This window comes from Streptomyces sp. NPDC006997, from assembly GCF_040635175.1.
Lineage (GTDB): Bacteria > Actinomycetota > Actinomycetes > Streptomycetales > Streptomycetaceae > Streptomyces.
The window spans coordinates 14,732-31,717 of the sequence record NZ_JBEYHH010000043.1 but is presented as its reverse complement, the minus strand read 5'-3'; the positions used below and the strand labels follow the sequence as shown (position 1 = coordinate 31,717).

Annotated in this window: 13 protein-coding genes; 2 read left to right on the top strand and 11 right to left on the bottom strand. The window is 72.6% G+C overall.

Annotated elements, in window-relative coordinates; genetic code table 11:
- Nucleotides 1-2: 2 nt before the first annotated feature.
- From ABZ659_RS30985 to ABZ659_RS30935, 11 genes are all read right to left on the bottom strand, one after another.
- Complete coding sequence (locus ABZ659_RS30985) at nt 3-1,025, bottom strand: ADP-ribosylglycohydrolase family protein (RefSeq protein WP_360226515.1); 1,023 nt, start codon at nt 1,023-1,025, stop codon at nt 3-5.
- Nucleotides 1,022-1,741: an NUDIX domain-containing protein gene (locus ABZ659_RS30980; protein ID WP_360226512.1), complete on the bottom strand. Its 720-nt coding sequence runs from the start codon at nt 1,739-1,741 to the stop codon at nt 1,022-1,024. Before ABZ659_RS30980 ends, ABZ659_RS30985 begins: the two co-directional genes overlap by 4 nt.
- Nucleotides 1,742-1,817: 76 nt before the next feature.
- A complete protein-coding gene (locus tag ABZ659_RS30975) occupies nt 1,818-2,897 on the bottom strand; it encodes a pseudouridine synthase (protein WP_360226509.1) in 1,080 nt (359 codons plus the stop codon).
- The gene (gene scpB, locus ABZ659_RS30970) at nt 2,897-3,529 is read right to left on the bottom strand and encodes an SMC-Scp complex subunit ScpB (RefSeq protein ID WP_360226506.1); all 633 of its coding nucleotides are present in this window, start codon (nt 3,527-3,529) and stop codon (nt 2,897-2,899) included. The genes ABZ659_RS30975 and scpB overlap by 1 nt, the downstream gene beginning before the upstream one ends.
- Nucleotides 3,526-4,521 carry a segregation/condensation protein A gene (locus ABZ659_RS30965; protein WP_360226502.1) on the bottom strand — a complete coding sequence of 332 codons (996 nt, stop codon included), beginning with the start codon at nt 4,519-4,521 and terminating at the stop codon, nt 3,526-3,528. Before ABZ659_RS30965 ends, scpB begins: the two co-directional genes overlap by 4 nt.
- Nucleotides 4,522-4,539: 18 nt before the next feature.
- Entirely contained in the window at nt 4,540-5,109 is a 570-nt protein-coding gene (locus tag ABZ659_RS30960) for a hypothetical protein (protein ID WP_360226499.1), read from the bottom strand.
- Complete coding sequence (locus ABZ659_RS30955) at nt 5,094-6,272, bottom strand: ParA family protein (protein WP_360226496.1); 1,179 nt, start codon at nt 6,270-6,272, stop codon at nt 5,094-5,096. The genes ABZ659_RS30960 and ABZ659_RS30955 overlap by 16 nt, the downstream gene beginning before the upstream one ends.
- Nucleotides 6,273-6,642: 370 nt before the next feature.
- A complete protein-coding gene (gene ald, locus ABZ659_RS30950) occupies nt 6,643-7,758 on the bottom strand; it encodes an alanine dehydrogenase (RefSeq protein WP_360226598.1) in 1,116 nt (371 codons plus the stop codon).
- A 138-nt stretch (nt 7,759-7,896) separates the two neighbouring features.
- Complete coding sequence (locus ABZ659_RS30945) at nt 7,897-9,963, bottom strand: tetratricopeptide repeat protein (protein ID WP_360226493.1); 2,067 nt, start codon at nt 9,961-9,963, stop codon at nt 7,897-7,899.
- An 874-nt stretch (nt 9,964-10,837) separates the two neighbouring features.
- Nucleotides 10,838-11,464, bottom strand: coding sequence for an NUDIX hydrolase (locus ABZ659_RS30940; RefSeq protein ID WP_360226490.1), 627 nt, complete (start codon nt 11,462-11,464; stop codon nt 10,838-10,840).
- Nucleotides 11,465-11,551: 87 nt separating this feature from the next.
- Nucleotides 11,552-13,201: a CTP synthase gene (locus ABZ659_RS30935; RefSeq protein ID WP_360226487.1), complete on the bottom strand. Its 1,650-nt coding sequence runs from the start codon at nt 13,199-13,201 to the stop codon at nt 11,552-11,554.
- Between the two features lie 492 nt (nt 13,202-13,693).
- Between ABZ659_RS30935 and ABZ659_RS30930 the strand changes: the two genes are divergently transcribed.
- Together ABZ659_RS30930 and ABZ659_RS30925 are read left to right on the top strand one after the other, a co-directional pair.
- Nucleotides 13,694-15,496, top strand: coding sequence for a glycoside hydrolase family 15 protein (locus ABZ659_RS30930; protein WP_360226595.1), 1,803 nt, complete (start codon nt 13,694-13,696; stop codon nt 15,494-15,496).
- 74 nt (nt 15,497-15,570) lie between these two features.
- Nucleotides 15,571-16,953: an FAD-binding oxidoreductase gene (locus tag ABZ659_RS30925; RefSeq protein ID WP_360226484.1), complete on the top strand. Its 1,383-nt coding sequence runs from the start codon at nt 15,571-15,573 to the stop codon at nt 16,951-16,953.
- Nucleotides 16,954-16,986 lie beyond the last annotated feature (33 nt).

Here is a 16,986-nt window from a genome sequence, read left to right as displayed (position 1 = left end):
CCTCAGGCGTCCCAGAGCGCCCCGAGCGTCACCAGTTCCCCCCGGTACTCGATCCGGTCGGCCCACGCGGTCGGCCAGGCGTCGGCGCCGAGGTAGGCGCCCGCGAAGGCGCCGGTCAGGCAGGCCAGGGAGTCGGAGTCGCCGGAGGTGCAGGCGGCCCGGCGCAGGGCGGTCAGCGGTTCGTCGACGAAGAGCAGGAAGCACAGCAGCCCGGTCGCCAGCGCCTCCTCGGCGATCCAGCCCGCGCCGGTGGCCAGACAGGGGTCGGTCTCGGGCGACACCGTCCGCACGGCCCGCTGGAGCCGCTCCAGTATCTCCAGGCACTCGTCCCAGCCGCGCGTGATGAAGTGCTCGGGGCTGGGGTCCTGGGCGCGCGTCCACAGGTCGCCGAGCCAGCGCTCGTGGTAGCGGGAGCGGTTGTCGTAGGCGTACGACCGCAGCAGGCCGACGAGTCCGGTCGGCTCGGCCCCCTGCGCGAGCAGCCGTACGGCGTGCGCGGTGAGGTCGGAGGCGGCGAGGGCCGTGGGGTGGCCATGGGTGAGCGCGGCCTGGAGCTGGGCGGCGCCCGCGCGCTGCTCGTCGCTGAGGCCGGGGACGAGCCCGACCGGCGCGACGCGCATGTTGGCGCCGCAGCCCTTCGAGCCGGTCTGGCTGGCGTCCTGCCAGCGCAGGTCCGGGCGTTCCAGCAGCTCGCAGGCGCGGATGCAGGTGTTGCCGGGGGCACGGTCGTTCTCCGGCGAGCGGTTCCACGCCACGTACTCCCGGCGCACCGCCTCGGCCATCCCCTCGGGTGCCAGCACCCCGCGGTCCGTCGCCGCCCGCAGCCCGCGCCCCAGCGCCAGCGTCATCTGGGTGTCGTCGGTGACGAGCGCGGGCGTCGGCAGTTCCATCTCCCGCCAGGGCCCGCACGTGGCGAGGATCGACGGCACATCGCTGAACTCGGTGGGGAAGCCCAGCGCGTCGCCGAGGGCGAGGCCGGTGAGCGCCCCGGTGGCGGCTCTCTTGGTGACGGTCGTGGCGGTCATGCGGGGCGTCCTTCCCGGGACGGGCGGAGGAGGGGCGGGTGCAGGGCGGTGGCCGGGCCCGCGCGGTACAGCGCGGCGGGTTTGCCCCGGCCGCCGGTCAGTCGGGCGGCGCCGGGGACCGGGGCGACGAAGCCGGGCGTGGCGAGTACCTTGCGCCGGAAGTTGGGCCGGTCGAGGGCGGTGCCCCACACGGTCTCGTAGACCTCGCGCAGCTCGCCGAGGGTGAACTCGGGCGGGCAGAAGGCGGTGGCGAGGCAGCTGTACTCCAGCTTGGCGCCGACGCGGTCGTGGGCGTCGGCGAGGATCCGGTCGTGGTCGAAGGCGAGCGGCCCCGCGGTGTCGTACGCCACCCAGCGGGCCTGGGCCGCGTCGCTGCCGCCGTGCGCCTCGGGGGCGTCGGGCAGCAGGGCGGTGAAGGCGACGGAGACCACCCGCATCCGCGGGTCGCGCCCGGGTTCGCTGTAGGTCCGCAACTGCTCCAGGTGGAGCCCGGAGACGTCGGACAGGCCGGTCTCCTCGGCGAGTTCGCGCCGGGCCGCCGTCTCCGCGGACTCCTCCGGCAGCACGAACCCGCCGGGCAGCGCCCAGCGACCGGCGTACGGCTCCTGCCCGCGTTCGACGAGCAGCACCCGCAGCGCGCCCGCGCGGACGGTGAAGACGGCGAGGTCGACGGTGACGGCGAACGGCTCGTAGGCGTGCTTGTCGTAGCCGTGCATGACGAGGCCACCCCCTTTTATGGTCACTGAGACTATAAAAGGGGGTGGCCGGAGGAGACAACCCTCAGGCGACCGCCTACAGGTCGACTTCCCTCATCAGCATCCCGACCTCGGTGTTGGACAGCCTGCGCAGCCAGCCCGACTTCTGGTCGCCCAGCGTGATCGGGCCGAACGCGGTGCGCACCAGCTTGTCGACGGGGAAGCCCGCCTCCGCCAGCATCCGGCGCACGATGTGCTTGCGGCCCTCGTGGAGGGTGACCTCGACGAGGTAGTTCTTGCCGGTCTGCTCGACGACGCGGAAGTGGTCCGCGCGCGCGTAGCCGTCCTCCAGCTGGATGCCGTCCTTCAGGCGCTTGCCCAGGTCCCGCGGGATCGGGCCGACGATGTGCGCGAGGTAGGTCTTCTTCACGCCGTACCGCGGGTGGGTGAGGCGGTGTGCCAGCTCACCGTGGTTGGTGAGCAGGATGACGCCCTCGGTCTCGGTGTCCAGGCGGCCGACGTGGAACAGCCGGGTCTCGCGGTTGGTGACGTAGTCGCCCAGGCACTGGCGGCCCTCCGGGTCCTCCATGGTGGAGACGACCCCGGCGGGCTTGTTCAGCGAGAAGAACTGGTACGTCTGCGTCGCGACCGTCAGCCCGTCGACCTTGATCTCGTCCTTCTCCGGGTCGACCCGCTTGCCCTGCTCCAGGACGATCTCGCCGTTGACCTCGACGCGCGCCTGCTCGATCAGTTCCTCGCAGGCCCGCCGGGAGCCGTAGCCCGCGCGCGCGAGCACCTTCTGGAGACGCTCGCCCTCCTGCTCGGCGCCAGGGAAGGTCTTGGGCAGCTTGACCTCCTCCCTGCCCGCGTACCGCTCCCGGTTGCGCTCCTCGACCCGGGCGTCGTACTCCCGGGAGCGCGCGGGCGCCGTACGCCCGCGACCGCCCTGGCCGCCCTGGCCGCCCTGCTTGGGTCCGCCCTTGGCGGCGCCCCGCGCGGAGGCGCCGCGCCCTGCCTTCGGACCGTCCTTGGTGGCGCCGGGGCCCACGTCGTAGCGGCGCTCCTCGGGGCGGGGCTTGCGGGGGCGGCCCTGCTGCCCCTGCTTCTGGTCCCTGTCGTTACCGGCACCGCGGTGGTTACCGCGCCCGCCGCTCTTGCCGCTGCCGCTGCTTCGCATCAAAGTTCCGTCGTCTTGTCGTCTGCGTCCTCGGAATCCGGAGCGTCCGGATCGAACGACGGCACGCCTTCCTGCGTCTCCGCCTCGATCGCCTCCGCCTCGGGGAGGAAGGGCGCGAGTTCCGGAAGCTCGTCCAGGCCGCGCAGGCCCATCCGCTCCAGGAAGTAGTTCGTCGTCCCGTACAGGATCGCACCTGTTTCGGGTTCCGCGCCCGCCTCCTCGATCAGCCCCCGCTGGAGGAGGGTGCGCATCACGCCGTCACAGTTCACCCCGCGCACCGCGGAGACCCTGCTACGGCTGACCGGCTGGCGGTACGCGACCACCGCGAGCGTCTCCAGCGCGGCCTGCGTGAGCCGCGCCACCTGCCCGTCCAGCACGAACCCCTCGACGGCCGCCGCGTACTCGGGCCGGGTGTAGAACCGCCAGCCGCCCGCGACCAGCCGCAGCTCGAAGCCGCGGCCCTGCGCGGCGTACTCGTCGGCCAGCTCCCGCAGCGCGTCCGCGATCCGCCGCCGGGGCCGCTGGAGGACCCTCGCGAGGTGCTCCTCGGTCGCGGGCTCGTCCACGACCATGAGGACGGCTTCCAGGGCGGGCTTCAGATCGAGGTCGGCGACGGTCGACTCCTCGCTCATGACGGCTCCTTCCCCTCCCCCGGCACCTCCGGCGGCCGGTCGAACTCGTCGGTCACCGTCGGGGCGGCCCCGCCGTCCCCGCCGGTCCAGCGCACCAGCAGCTCCCCCAGCGCCGTCTCCTGCTCCAGCGCCACGGCCTTCTCCCGGTACAGCTCGAGCAACGCCAGGAACCGGGCTACGACGGTCAGCGTGTCGTCGGTGTCCTCGACCAGCGCGAGGAAACTGGCCTCGCCCAGCTCCCGCAGCCGCGCGACCACGATCCCGGCCTGCTCGCGCACGCTGACCAGCGGCGCGTGGATGTGCTCGACGTACACCTGCGGCTTGGGCCTGGGCTGCATCGCCTTGACGGCGAGCCGGGCGAACCCCTCCGGGCCGATCTTGATGACGACGTCCGGCAGCAGCTCGGCGTGGTGCGGTTCGAGTCCGACGGTACGGGGGTAGCGGCGGCCCTCGGCCTCCAGCCGGCCGCTGAGGATGTCGGCGATCTGCTTGTACGCCCGGTACTGGAGCAGCCGCGCGAACAGCAGGTCCCGCGCCTCCAGGAGCGCCAGGTCGGCCTCGTCCTCCACCTCGGCGGCGGGCAGCAGCCGGGCCGCCTTCAGGTCGAGCAGTGTGGCGGCGACGACCAGGAACTCGGTCGTCTGGTCCAGGTCCCGGTCCGGCCCCAGCGCCCTGAGGTACGCCATGAACTCGTCGGTCACCTTCGACAGCGCGACCTCGGTGACGTCCATCTTGTGCTTGGAGATCAACTGGAGCAGCAGGTCGAAGGGCCCCTCGAAGTTGGCGAGCCGCACCCGGAAGACCCCGTCGTCGGCTTCAGCCGGTTCGCCGGCGGGGGGCTCGTCCCGCTCCTCCGGCTCGACCGGCGCCCGTGTCTCGACCGGCGTCTGCGCCTCGGCCTGCGCAACCGGTTCGGCCCCCGGCCCCCGCCCCAACGCACGCCGCCGCCCGGCACGGCCGGGAGCGGGGACAGAGGCGTCACGGGAGGTCATAACCCCCGCAGGCTACCCCTACCGCCCCCGCAGCCGCCGTACGAGGATGCTCGCGTCCCCGCGGCTCTCCAGGTCGGCGAGGACGACCGCGACGGCCTCCCGCACGATCCGGCCGCGGTCGACGGCGAGGCCGTGTTCGCCGCGGAGGACCAGGCGCGCGTGCTCCAGGTCCATCAGCTCCTCCGCCGAGACGTACACGGTGATCTTCTCGTCGTGCCGCTCGCGCCCGCTCGGGCGGCGCGCGGAGGCCCGTCCGCGCTTGCGCGGCTGGGACGGCGCCGAGGCAGAACCTTCCTGCGCGGGCTGGCGCCGCGCGGCCCGGTCCGCGGACCGGCTCCGGGTCTCACCGCCGCCCTCCGCGGGCTCGGCGTCGGCCGCGACATGCTCGGCCCCGTCGCCGTCGCCGCCCTGCGCGGGCACGGACTGGGGCGCGTCCTCGGCGGCGGCCGTCTGGTCGCTCTCCCCGGCGGGCGCGGGTACCCGGGCCTCGCCGTTGGCCGGTCGTCTCGGGGTGGACGCCTGGAGCGCCATCCCCCCTGTCGTACGGAAGAGTTCGTCGGCCCCCGGCAGACTCACTCGGCGTGACACCGGGCGAGCACCTCCCTGGCGAGCTGGCGGTAGGCGGCGGCACCGACGGAGTTGGAGGCGTAGGTCGTGATCGGCTCACCGGCGACCGTGGTCTCCGGGAAGCGGACCGTGCGCCCGATGACCGTGTGGTAGACGTGGTCGTCGAACGCCTCGACGACCCGCGCGAGCACCTCACGGCTGTGCACGGTCCGGGAGTCGTACATCGTGGCGAGGATGCCGTCCAGCTCCAGTTCGGGGTTGAGCCGCTCCTGGACCTTCTCGATGGTCTCGGTCAGCAGCGCCACCCCGCGCAGCGCGAAGAACTCGCACTCCAGCGGGACGATCACCTTGTGGGCGGCCGTCAGCGCGTTGACCGTGAGCAGGCCCAGCGAGGGCTGGCAGTCGATCACGATGTAGTCGTAGTCGGCCAGCAGCGGCTTCAGCGCGCGCTGGAGCGACGACTCGCGGGCGACCTCGGAGACGAGCTGCACCTCGGCGGCGGACAGGTCGATGTTGCTGGGCAGCAGGTCCATGTTGGGGACCGCCGTCTTCAGCAGCACCTCGTCGGCCGACAGGCCCCGCTCCATGAGCAGGTTGTAGACGGTGAGGTCCAGCTCCATGGGGTTGACGCCGAGCCCGACCGACAGCGCGCCCTGCGGGTCGAAGTCGACGAGCAGCACCCGGCGTCCGTACTCCGCGAGCGCGGCACCCAGGTTGATGGTGGACGTGGTCTTGCCCACGCCGCCCTTCTGGTTGCACATCGCGATGATCGTCGCGGGGCCGTGGTCGGTCAGCGGGCCCGGGATCGGGAAGTACGGCAGCGGGCGCCCGGTCGGGCCGATGCGCTCACGGCGCTGGCGGGCCGCGTCGGGCGCGAGCGTGGCCGCGTACTCCGGATCGGGCTCGTACTCGGCGTCAGGGTCGTAGAAGTGCCCGTCGGGCAGTTCGTCGTAGTCGGCGAAGTGGTTGTGGGGCGCGCCACTTCCGTCGCCGGCCATGGCGTTCACGTGATGGCCATCCATGCTCTGGTGTGCTGGGCGAGTCACCCCTGAGGTCTGGTGACTCTGGTGGGCTGCGAAGGTGCGCACCGCGACGGAGCCGACAGCCTCGAACCCCGCGGAGCCCTGGCTCCGCGCAGGCGTTCCTGGATGACCACCCCCGGGAGAAAATGTCGACTCATTCACAAGTCGTCTTACCTCCTTGGTGACCAGGAAACTTCTAGACAGGTCAGCGTGGCACCATGCCGACGGTTGGCGACTCTATGGCGTGTCGGGCGTCCGCAGCAACACAATCCGCCGGACCCGGCCGGATGTGTCGGCAATGAAACATCCCTCTGTCAAGGGCGTACGGCCGTCGCACGGCAGGTTTCACGGGTGTGCGAATCGGTGCAAGGGTTACGTTCGAGGCGAGTTGACCGAGCGACGCAAAGTGACCATACACACACCCGGCCGGACCTTGTCGACAAGGTCCGGCCGGGTCTGCGAGGTTGACGAACCGTGTTGACGTATCGCCTTTACGAAAAGGTGACTTAACCGTACGGCGTCGCGAGCACGGTCAGCCCAGGAGCGACTCCAGCTCCACGTGGTCGAGGCCGTGCGCCTCGGCGACCTCCTTGTAAACGACCTGCCCGTCATGGGTGTTGAGGCCCTTGGCCAGCGCCGGGTCGCGGCGCAGCGCCTCCACCCAGCCGTTGTCCGCCAGCGAGACGATGTACGGCAGCGTGGCGTTGGTGAGGGCGTTGGTGGAGGTGTTGGGCACCGCGCCGGGCATGTTGGCGACGCAGTAGAAGACCGACTCGTGGACCGGGAAGGTCGGCTCCGCGTGGGTGGTGGGGCGGGAGTCCTCGAAGCAGCCGCCCTGGTCGATCGCGATGTCGACAAGGACACTTCCCGGCTTCATCCGGGAGACCAGCTCGTTGGTGACCAGCTTCGGCGCCTTGGCGCCGGGGATGAGCACCGCGCCGATGACGAGGTCGGCCTCCAGGACGGCCTTCTCCAGCTCGAAGGAGTTGGACATGATCGCCTTGACCCGGGTGCCGAAGATCCTGTCGGCCTCGCGCAGCTTGTTGATGTCGCGGTCGAGCAGGGTGACGTCGAAGCCCATGCCGACGGCGATCTGGGTGGCGTTCCAGCCGGAGACGCCGCCGCCGATGACGACGGCCTTGGCCGGGGTGACGCCGGGCACGCCGCCGGGCAGCACGCCGCGTCCGCCCGCCGCGCGCATCAGGTGGTAGGCGCCGACCTGCGGGGCGAGGCGGCCCGCGACCTCGGACATCGGGGCGAGCAGCGGCAGCGCGCGGCTGGGCAGCTCGACGGTCTCGTAGGCGATCGCGGTGGTGCCGGACTCCACGAGGGCGTCGGTGCACTCCCGGGAGGCGGCCAGGTGCAGGTAGGTGAAGAGCGTCTGGTCCTTGCGGAGCCGGTGGTACTCCTCCGCGATCGGCTCCTTGACCTTCAGCAGCAGGTCGGCGGCGGCCCACACCTCGTCGGCGGTGTCGAGGATCGCGGCACCGGCGGCGACGTACTCGCCGTCCGTGATCGAGGAGCCGACGCCGGCGCCGCGCTCGACGACGACCTGGTGGCCGTGGCGCACCAGCTCGTGCACGCCGGCGGGGGTGATGGCCACCCGGAACTCGTTGTTCTTGACCTCGCGGGGGATGCCGACCTTCACGTGGATCACGGTCCTTGGCTCAGAGGGTGTTATGCACGACATACCCGGATGTTCAGGGCACACCGGGAGACACCGCAGGAGAACGTGCGGCAGAGCCAGTTTAATGAAGGCGTTCTCGCTGTCTAGCCTTTCATTGCATCAATCTTCAGCGGGTGCACTGCGGATTTCGCAGGCGTTAGCGCCTTGTTCCGGGGCTGGGTCCGAGGTATCACCCTCCGCGGGCTCCTCCTTCAGCATCCGCTCCGCGGCGCCGCGGTGCAGCCCGGCGGCCGTGGGGTCGCCGAGGTGGTCGAGGGTGTCCGCGACGCGCAGGTGCAGCGCCGCCTGGAGCCGCGCGTCGTCGGCGCGGCGGGCCCAGTCCAGGGCCTCCTGGCAGGTGTGCAGCGACTCCTCGGGCCGCCCCGCGTACTCCTGCACCCGCGCCAACTCGCTGAGCGCGCGGGCGTGTCCGGCCACGTCGCCCAGCCTGCGCAGGAAGACCGCGGCGGCCCGCCAGTCACGCTGCGCGTCGCCGTACCGGCCCGCGTAGGTGTGGGCGGCGGCGGTACGGCCGTACAGCCGCGCGGCGTCGGCGCGCTCGTCGCGAGCCAGCCGTTCGGCGAGGGCCCGGCCGAACCAGTCGGCGGCCCGGTCGTAGTCCGCCAGCTCCAGGTACGCGCCGCCTACGGATTCCATCGCGCGGCCGGTCGCATACGGGTCGTTCGCCTCGCGCCCGGCGGCCAGCGCGGCCCGGTAGCGGGCCAGCGCGTCGGCGGTACGGCCGGTACGGGCGTCCAGGTCGCCCAGGTTCAGCAGCGCCGCCGCCCGCTCCCGGGGCAGGTTCCGGCGCTCGGCCACGTCCAGGACCAGGCCGTGGACGCCGTACAGGTCGGCCGCCGCGGCCTGGGTGCCGTAGTGCGCGACCATCGCCCGCACCAGCTGGGACAGCAGCCGCCGGGCAAGGGTGTCCAGCTCGCCGTCGGCGACCGCGAGCCGGGCGGAGGCCAGCAGGGCGGGCCGCCGCAGGGCCAGCCAGTCGGCGGCGGCCCGAGGGCTGGGGAACCGCAGCGCGCGCGGCATCCCGAGCAGCTTCTCGCGGGCCTGCGGGCTGTCGGTCTCGGTGATGGCCCGGCAGGACTGGAGCAGCCGTACCGTGCGCTCCAGCATCCGGGCGCGGGCCAGGGTCAGCTCGGCCGGGCGGTCCCGGGTCTCGGTCAGGGCGCGCAGCAGGGGGTGCAGGCAGCCGGGCACCTCGTACTGCGGCAGCGGCGAGTCCACCGTCCGCAGCAGCCCCATGGCGGTGAGGTCGTCGAGGGTGGTGCGGGCGCCGTCGACGGAGCACCCGGCGAGCGCGGAGGCGGTCTGCGGGTCGACGAGCCCGGCGGGGGCGAGGGCGAGCAGCCGCAGGGTCCGCGCGGCGGCGCCCGGCAGGGTGCGGTGGACGAGCCCGAAGACCCGGCTCAGCGGCGTCGTGTCGCCGCCCTCGGCGCGCAGCTGCTTGGCGAGGTCGGCGACGGCGGCCTGGGGGCGGGCGGCCAGCCAGCCCCCGGCCAGCGTCAGCGCGGCGGGCTGGCCCTGGCAGACCTCCACCAGGCCCTCGGCCGCGCGCGGGTCGACGGTGACGCGGACCGAGCCGGTGTAGCGGGACAGCAGCTCCACCGCCGACTTGGTGTCGAGGCCGCCCAGGGTGCACGGGCGGACGTCGGAGATGCCGGTGAGCGGGCCCTGGGCGACGACGACGGCGAGGCAGTCGGCGGTGTCCGGGAGCAGGTCGTCGACCTGCTGGGCGGTGGCCGCGTCGTCCAGCAGCAGGATCACCCGGCGGTCCGCGAGCGCCTCACGCAGGGCGCCGCTGAGATCGTCCGCGGCGGCACCGGCGGGAGCGGGCAGGTCCAGGGCGGTGAGCAGTTCCCGGGCGGCGGTCTCGGTCGGCACCGGGGTGCCGTCGGGCTCGCTGAGCCGGGCGCGCAGCACCCCGTCCGGGTAGCGGTCGGCGACCTGCCGCACCAGCTCGCGGGCGAGCGCCGTACGGCCGGATCCGGGGCGGCCCGCGATGAGCAGCACGCGCGCGCGGGGGGCCTTCCGTCCGGCGAGGGTGTCCAGTCCGGCGCGCTCGATGTCGGCGCGCAGTTCCTTCAACTCCCGTGTGCGGCCCAGGAACCGGCTCCGAGCCGACGCGGGTTCCGACAGCTCGACGCCGCCTGTGTCCACCGCCTGATCCGTCACGGGCCACGCTCCCGTTCCACGCACGCGCAAAGCCCGCCGGGACTCCGGTTCGGGCGTGCTCAGAGCCTAGTTCAGGCCCTGTGACGATCCGCGGAGAGCGGGGCGGGGACGTCCCCCGATCGGATCAGGCGATCGTCACACCGGGGGTGCGGTGACCCACTCGGGACCACGGCTGTCGGGGGCCGGTCGGAGCCACGGCTGTCGGAACCCGGCGGGACTGCGCTGTCGGCGTGCGCTCAGGCCCGCGGCTGGCCGGGCACGCGGCTGGCCGGGCCCGCCGTGACCCACGACTCTCGGCACACCCCACACCCGGGACCGCCGAGGCCGCTCACACCCGCGCCCAGGGGCACACGCGGACCCACACCCGCCGCAGCCCGCGCGGCTGTCCAGGCCCACTCAAGCCCGCGGCTGTCACAGCCCGCCCTGACCCACGACTCTCGGCGCGCACCCCCAGGCCCGGGACCGCCGAGGCCGCTCACACCCGCACCCACGGGCACACGCGGACCCACACCCGCCGCAGCCCGCGCGGCTGTCCAGGCCCACTCAAGCCCGCGGCTGTCACAGCCCGCCCTGACCCGCGACTCTCGGCGCGCACCCCCAGGCCCGGGACCGCCGAGGCCGCTCACACCCGCACCCACGGGCACACGCGGGCCCACACCCGCCGCAGCCCGCGCGGCTGTCCAGGCCCACTCAAGCCCGCGGCTGTCACAGCCCGCCCTGACCCACGACTCTCGGCGCGCACCCCCAGGCCCGGGACCGCCGAGGCCGCTCACACCCGCACCCACGGGCACACCCAGGCCCACACCCGCCGAAGCCCGCGCAGGCCCCACAGCCCTCGGGCCTCGGGGCCGGATCCCACAACCGTCAGGCTCCCTCAGGCGTCGAACGGACGCGCAGGCCACGGCGCCTCCGCCGGCCGCAGCGCGTCCAGCCCGGCGTCCGCGCGGGCCGCGACCAGCGCCATCGCGCCGACCACGAGGCAGTTGTTGTGCAACTCCCCCGCCAGCGCCCCGCGGACCAGTTCCGTGAGGGGCACCCGCGCGAGCTCCAGGTCCAGCTCCTCGTGCTCGGCCTCGAAGCGCACGCCCTCGGCGTCGGACAGACCGCGGGCGAGGAAGATCCGGATGGCCTCGTCGCAGCCGCCGGGCGTGGTGTAGACGTCGGTCAGCACCCGCCAGTCCTCGGCCTTGACGTGCGCCTCCTCGTACAGCTCGCGCTGGGCGGCGTGCAGCGGGTTCTCGCCGGGGACGTCGAGCAGCCCGGCCGGGATCTCCCACAGCTTCTGGCGCACGGGGTGCCGGTACTGCCGCAGCACCAGCACCCGGTCGGCGTCGTCGAGGGCGAGGACGGCCACCGAGCCGGGGTGGACCTGGTAGTCGCGGCGCACCACGCTGCCGTCCGGCATGACCACCTCGTCCGTGCGGACGGAGGTCTTGTTGCCCACGAAGGGGGTCTCCGTGGCCCGGACCTCCCACTCCTCGGGGGTGTCCTTGATCGTCATGCCCTGTCCTCCCACACCACATGGACGAGAAAAGCCGGGGCGCAGTCGCTGTTCAGCGGGCGCCCCGGCCACCGTACAACCGTCGTGCTAGTTCGCCGTCTTCCGCTCGACCGCCGCCTTGACCAGCCCCGCGAACAGCGGGTGCGGGCGGGTCGGGCGGGAGCGCAGCTCCGGGTGGGCCTGCGTGGCGACCAGGTAGGGGTGGACGTCGCGCGGGTACTCCACGTACTCGACGAGCTTGCCGTCCGGGGAGGTGCCGGAGAACAGGATGCCCGCCTTCTTCTCCAGCTCCGCGCGGTAGGTGTTGTTCACCTCGTACCGGTGCCGGTGCCGCTCCTCGACGTACTCCTTGCCGTCGTACACCTCGCGCACGATGGAGCCCTCGGCCAGCTTCGCCGGGTACATGCCGAGCCGCATGGTGCCGCCCATGTCGCCCTCCCCGGCAACGATGTCCAGTTGCTCGGCCATGGTGGAGATGACCGGGTGGGAGGTGGCCGGGTCGAACTCGGTGGAGTTGGCGTCGGCGATCCCGGCGAGGTTGCGCGCGGCCTCGATCACGATGCACTGCAGTCCCAGGCAGAGGCCGAGCAGCGGGATGCGGTGCTCGCGGGCGTACTGGATGGCGCCGACCTTGCCCGAGACACCGCGGTCGCCGAAGCCGCCGGGGATGCAGATGGCGTCCACGTCCGCGAGCTGCGCCTGAGCACCGGCGGGGGTGCGGCAGTCGTCGGAGGTGACCCACTTGATCTTGACGCGGGTCCGGTTGGCGAAGCCGCCCGCGCGCAGCGCCTCGGTCACCGACAGATAGGCGTCGGGCAGGTCGATGTACTTGCCGACCAGCGCCATGGTGATCTCGTGCTCGGGCCGGTGCACGCGGTCCAGCAGGTCGTCCCAGGTCGTCCAGTCCACGTCGCGGAACGGCAGGTCCAGCTTGCGGACGGCGTAGGCGTCCAGGCCCTCGGAGTGGACGGTCTTCGGGATGTCGTAGATGGACGGGGCGTCCGGGCAGGCCACCACGGCCGCCTCGTCGACGTCGCACATCAGGGAGATCTTCCGCTTGATCGCGGTCGGCACCTCGCGGTCGCAGCGCAGCACGATCGCGTCCGGCTGGATGCCGATGTTGCGCAGCGCGGCCACCGAGTGCTGGGTCGGCTTGGTCTTCAGCTCGCCGGAGGGGCCGATGTAGGGCAGCAGCGAGATGTGCACCACGAAGACGTTGTCCCGGCCGACCTCGTGCCGCACCTGGCGGACCGTCTCCAGGAACGGCAGCGACTCGATGTCGCCGACCGTGCCGCCGACCTCGGTGATCACGACGTCCACCTCGTCCGTCGCCATGCGGCGGATGCGGTGCTTGATCTCGTTGGTGATGTGCGGGATGACCTGCACGGTGTCGCCCAGGTACTCGCCGCGCCGCTCCTTGGCGATGACAGTGGAGTACACCTGGCCGGTGGTGACGTTGGCGGAGCCGTCCAGATCGCGGTCGAGGAACCGCTCGTAGTGGCCGATGTCGAGATCGGTCTCACAGCCGTCGTTGGTGACGAACACCTCACCGTGCTGGAAGGGGTTCATCGTGCCCGGGTCGACGTTGATGTACGGGTCGAGCTTCTGCATGACGACGCGCAGTCCGCGCGCCTTGAGCAACATGCCGAGGCTGGAGGCGGTGAGACCCTTGCCGAGCGAGGAGGCGACACCCCCGGTGACGAAGATGTGCTTGGTCGTCGTGGATTTGGGCGGCATGGCCAAGACGGGGCTCCCGTGGTCGCGATCTGAGGGTGCGGCGTCGGGGGACCCCAGCTGCTGCGTCGGTCGCAGCACCGTCGGGGGCGTCCACCGGTCCACGGGCTACCAGCGTATCAGCGCCCGGAGGGGATGGCTCCCGGCCACGCTGTGCGCACGCGCGGGCACGGACACGTACCACTCACCCGATTCTCACCCGGCGATCACCCGTTCGGCGCAGTCACGTTGCCCGGAGCGGCACGCGGATCATCAACCTGCGTCGTATCCTGCTCGGACACTCGCTGCCGAGCCCGCCGGCCGAACGGCACCACCCCCGTCCGTTAGCCCCGGAACAACGAGAGCTCGTCAGTCCGTTGAGCGACAATTGTCCTTTCGCTGTAGGGCGACTCGACTGTTGTGCAGTAAATCTCAACGACGCATTACAACGACCCCTTGACCGCATCAGCGACAGCCCCCGACTGGGGCGACGTGGCCGTTCGACTGGAGTTGCACGTGGCCGGGCGCATCGAAGATTACGCACTCATCGGAGACATGCAGACCGCCGCGCTGGTCTGCCGGGACGGCACAGTGGACTGGCTGTGCCTGCCCCGTTTCGACTCCCATGCCATCTTCGCCGGTCTGTTGGGCACCGAGGAGCACGGCTTCTGGCGGATCGGCCCGGCGCACCCGTCGGACGCGGCGCCGCCCAGAGCCGCCCGGCGCGGCTACCGCGGTGACTCGCTGATCCTGGAGTCCGAGTGGGACACCCCGCGCGGCACGGTCCGGGTGACCGACTTCATGCCCCCGCGTGACGGCGCCCCGCAGCTGGTCCGGATCGTCGAGGGCGTCTCCGGCCGGGTGCCGATGCGCTCCGCGCTGCGGATGCGGTTCTCCTACGGGCGGGTCGTGCCCTGGGTGCACAAGCACGAGGGCCGTACGGTCGCGGTGGCGGGCCCGGACTCGGTCTGGTTCGACACCACCGCCGAGACCTACGGCAAGTCCCTGACGACGTACGCGGACTTCACCGTCGCCCCGGGCGACCGGATCGCGTTCACCATCTCCTGGCAGTCGTCGCACCGGGAGCCGCCGCCGCTGCCGGAGCCGGAGCAGTCGCTGGAGGCGACCGAGGACTTCTGGCGCGAGTGGGTCGAGCACTGCACGTACCACGGCCCCTACCGGGAGGCCGTGATCCGCTCCCTGATCACGCTGAAGGCGCTGACGTACGCCCCCACCGGCGGCATCGTCGCGGCTCCCACCACCTCCCTGCCGGAGGAGCTCGGCGGGGTGCGCAACTGGGACTACCGCTACACCTGGCTGCGCGACGCCGCGATCACCCTCTCCTCGCTGCTGCGCACCGGCTACCGCGAGGAGGCCCGCGCCTGGCGCGAGTGGCTGCTGCGGTCCGTCGCGGGCGACCCGGAGAACCTCCAGATCATGTACGGCATCGCGGGCGAGCGCGAGCTGGGCGAGGCCGAGCTGGACTGGCTGCCCGGCTACGAGAACTCCGCCCCCGTCCGGGTCGGCAACGGCGCCGCGCACCAGCTCCAGCTCGACGTCTACGGCGAGGTCACCGAGGCCCTGCACCTGGCCCACATGACCGGTCTGGCCCGCAACGACTACGCCGCCCTGCTCCAGCTGAAGCTGATCCGCTACCTGGAGGACCACTGGCAGGAGCCGGACGAGGGCATCTGGGAGGTGCGCGGCCCGCGCCGCCACTTCGTGCACTCCAAGGTGATGGCCTGGGTCGCGGTGGACCGCACCATCAAGCTGATCGAGTCCGGCGACGCGGACGGCCCGCTGGAGCGCTGGAAGGAACTGCGCGACGACATCCACCACGACGTCTGCGAGAAGGGCTACGACAAGGAACGCAACACCTTCACGCAGTCCTACGGCTCCCGGGAGCTGGACGCCTCGCTGCTGCTGATCCCGCAGATGGGCTTCCTGCCGCCGGACGACAAGCGGGTCATCGGCACCATCGAGGCCATCCAGCGCGAACTGTCCACCTCGGACGGCTTCATCCTGCGCTACCCCACCGACGGCGAGAACGCGGGCGTCGACGGCCTTCCCGGCGACGAGGGCGCGTTCCTCGCCTGCTCGTTCTGGATGGCCGACGACCTGGCGATGATCGGCCGCGTCGACGAGGCCCGCAGGCTCTTCGAGAAGCTGCTCGCCCTCCGCAACGACCTGGGCCTGCTCGCCGAGGAGTGGGACCCGCGCCTGCAACGCCAGGTCGGCAACTTCCCGCAGGCGTTCAGTCACGTGCCGCTCATCGACACGGCCCTGCGTCTGACGGCCTCCGGCGCCTACGGCGGCTGACCGCGCGGGGCGGGCCGCCGCTGCCTAGCCTGGAGGAGGACCTTCTCTTCTCCCCCGGGAAGGGGGCGGCGGCCATGGCTTCCCCTTCGAAGGCGGGCGCGGCTCTCGCCGCGCTGCGCGAGGAACTCTCCGGCGAGGTGTTCGCCCCGGGGGACGCGGGCTACGACGACGCCCGGACCGTCTTCAACGCCATGATCGACCGGCGGCCCGCCGTCATCGCCCAGTGCGCCGACGAGGACGACGTGGTGCGGGCGGTGCGGTTCGGGCGGGAGCTGGACCTGAACATCGCCGTGCGCGGCGGCGGGCACAGCGTGGCGGGCACGGCGGTGAACGACGCCGGGCTGGTGGTCGACCTGCGCCGGATGCACGGGGTGACCGTCCACCCCGGCGCGGAGGCGGTGCGCGTCGAGGGCGGCGCCACGATGAGCCACCTGGACCGCGCCACCCAGCCGTACGCCCTGGCCACCACCGGCGGGCGGGCGTCGACCACCGGCGTCGGCGGCTTCGTCCTGGGCGGCGGCACGGGCTGGCTCGACCGCTGGTGCGGCTTCGCCGTCGACAACCTGCTCGGCGTCGAACTGGTCACCGCCGACGGCACCCGCACCCACGCCAGCGCCGACGAGAACCCGGAGCTGTTCTGGGCGCTGCACGGCGGCGGCGGCAACTTCGGCGTCGCCACCGCGCTCACCCTGAAACTGCACGAACTGCCCGAGTTCGCCATCGCCCTGCTGCTGTACCTGCCGGAGCGCGGCCCCGAGGTGGTCCGCGCGTACCGCGAGCTGATCGCGCACGCCCCCACCGAGGCGAGCGGCGCGGTCCTGTACGTCACCGGCCCGCCGGAGGAGTTCGTACCGCCGTCCCTGGTGGGGAGGCTGGCCTGCCTCGCGCTGGTCACGTACGTCGGCGGGGAGCGGGACCTGCGCAAGGTCGCCGAACCGCTGCTGGCGCTGCCGCACGAGGCGGAGGTCGTGGGCGCGATGCCGTACGCGGACGTGCAGTGCATGATCGACGATCCGCCCGGCCAGCGGAACTACTGGTCGGCGGAGTACGTCACCGGCCTGCCCGACGAGCTGGTGGACGTCTTCTGCGCCGACGCCGAGACCCTGCCCGTGCCCACCGGCAGCCAGCAGATCCTGCTGCCGCAGGGCGGCGCGATCGCCGACGGCCCCGCCGAGTACCCCGTCCCCTACCGGGACGCCCCCTGGGCGGTCCACCCGTTCGGCATCTGGTCGGACCCCGCCGACGACGAGCGCTGTGTGCGCTGGGTCCGCGGCGTCCGCGCCCACACGGGTCCCTGGGCCACCGGCGCGGTGTACCTCAACTTCATCGGCGACGAGGGCGCCGACCGCGTGACGGCCGGCCTCGGCCCGGAGAACACCGCCCGGCTGGCCGCCGTGAAACGCCGCTACGACCCGGACAACGTCTTCCGCTTCAACCACAACATCCGCCCGGCCTGAGGGCCCGTGGTCAGGACGGGGACGGGGCGCGGG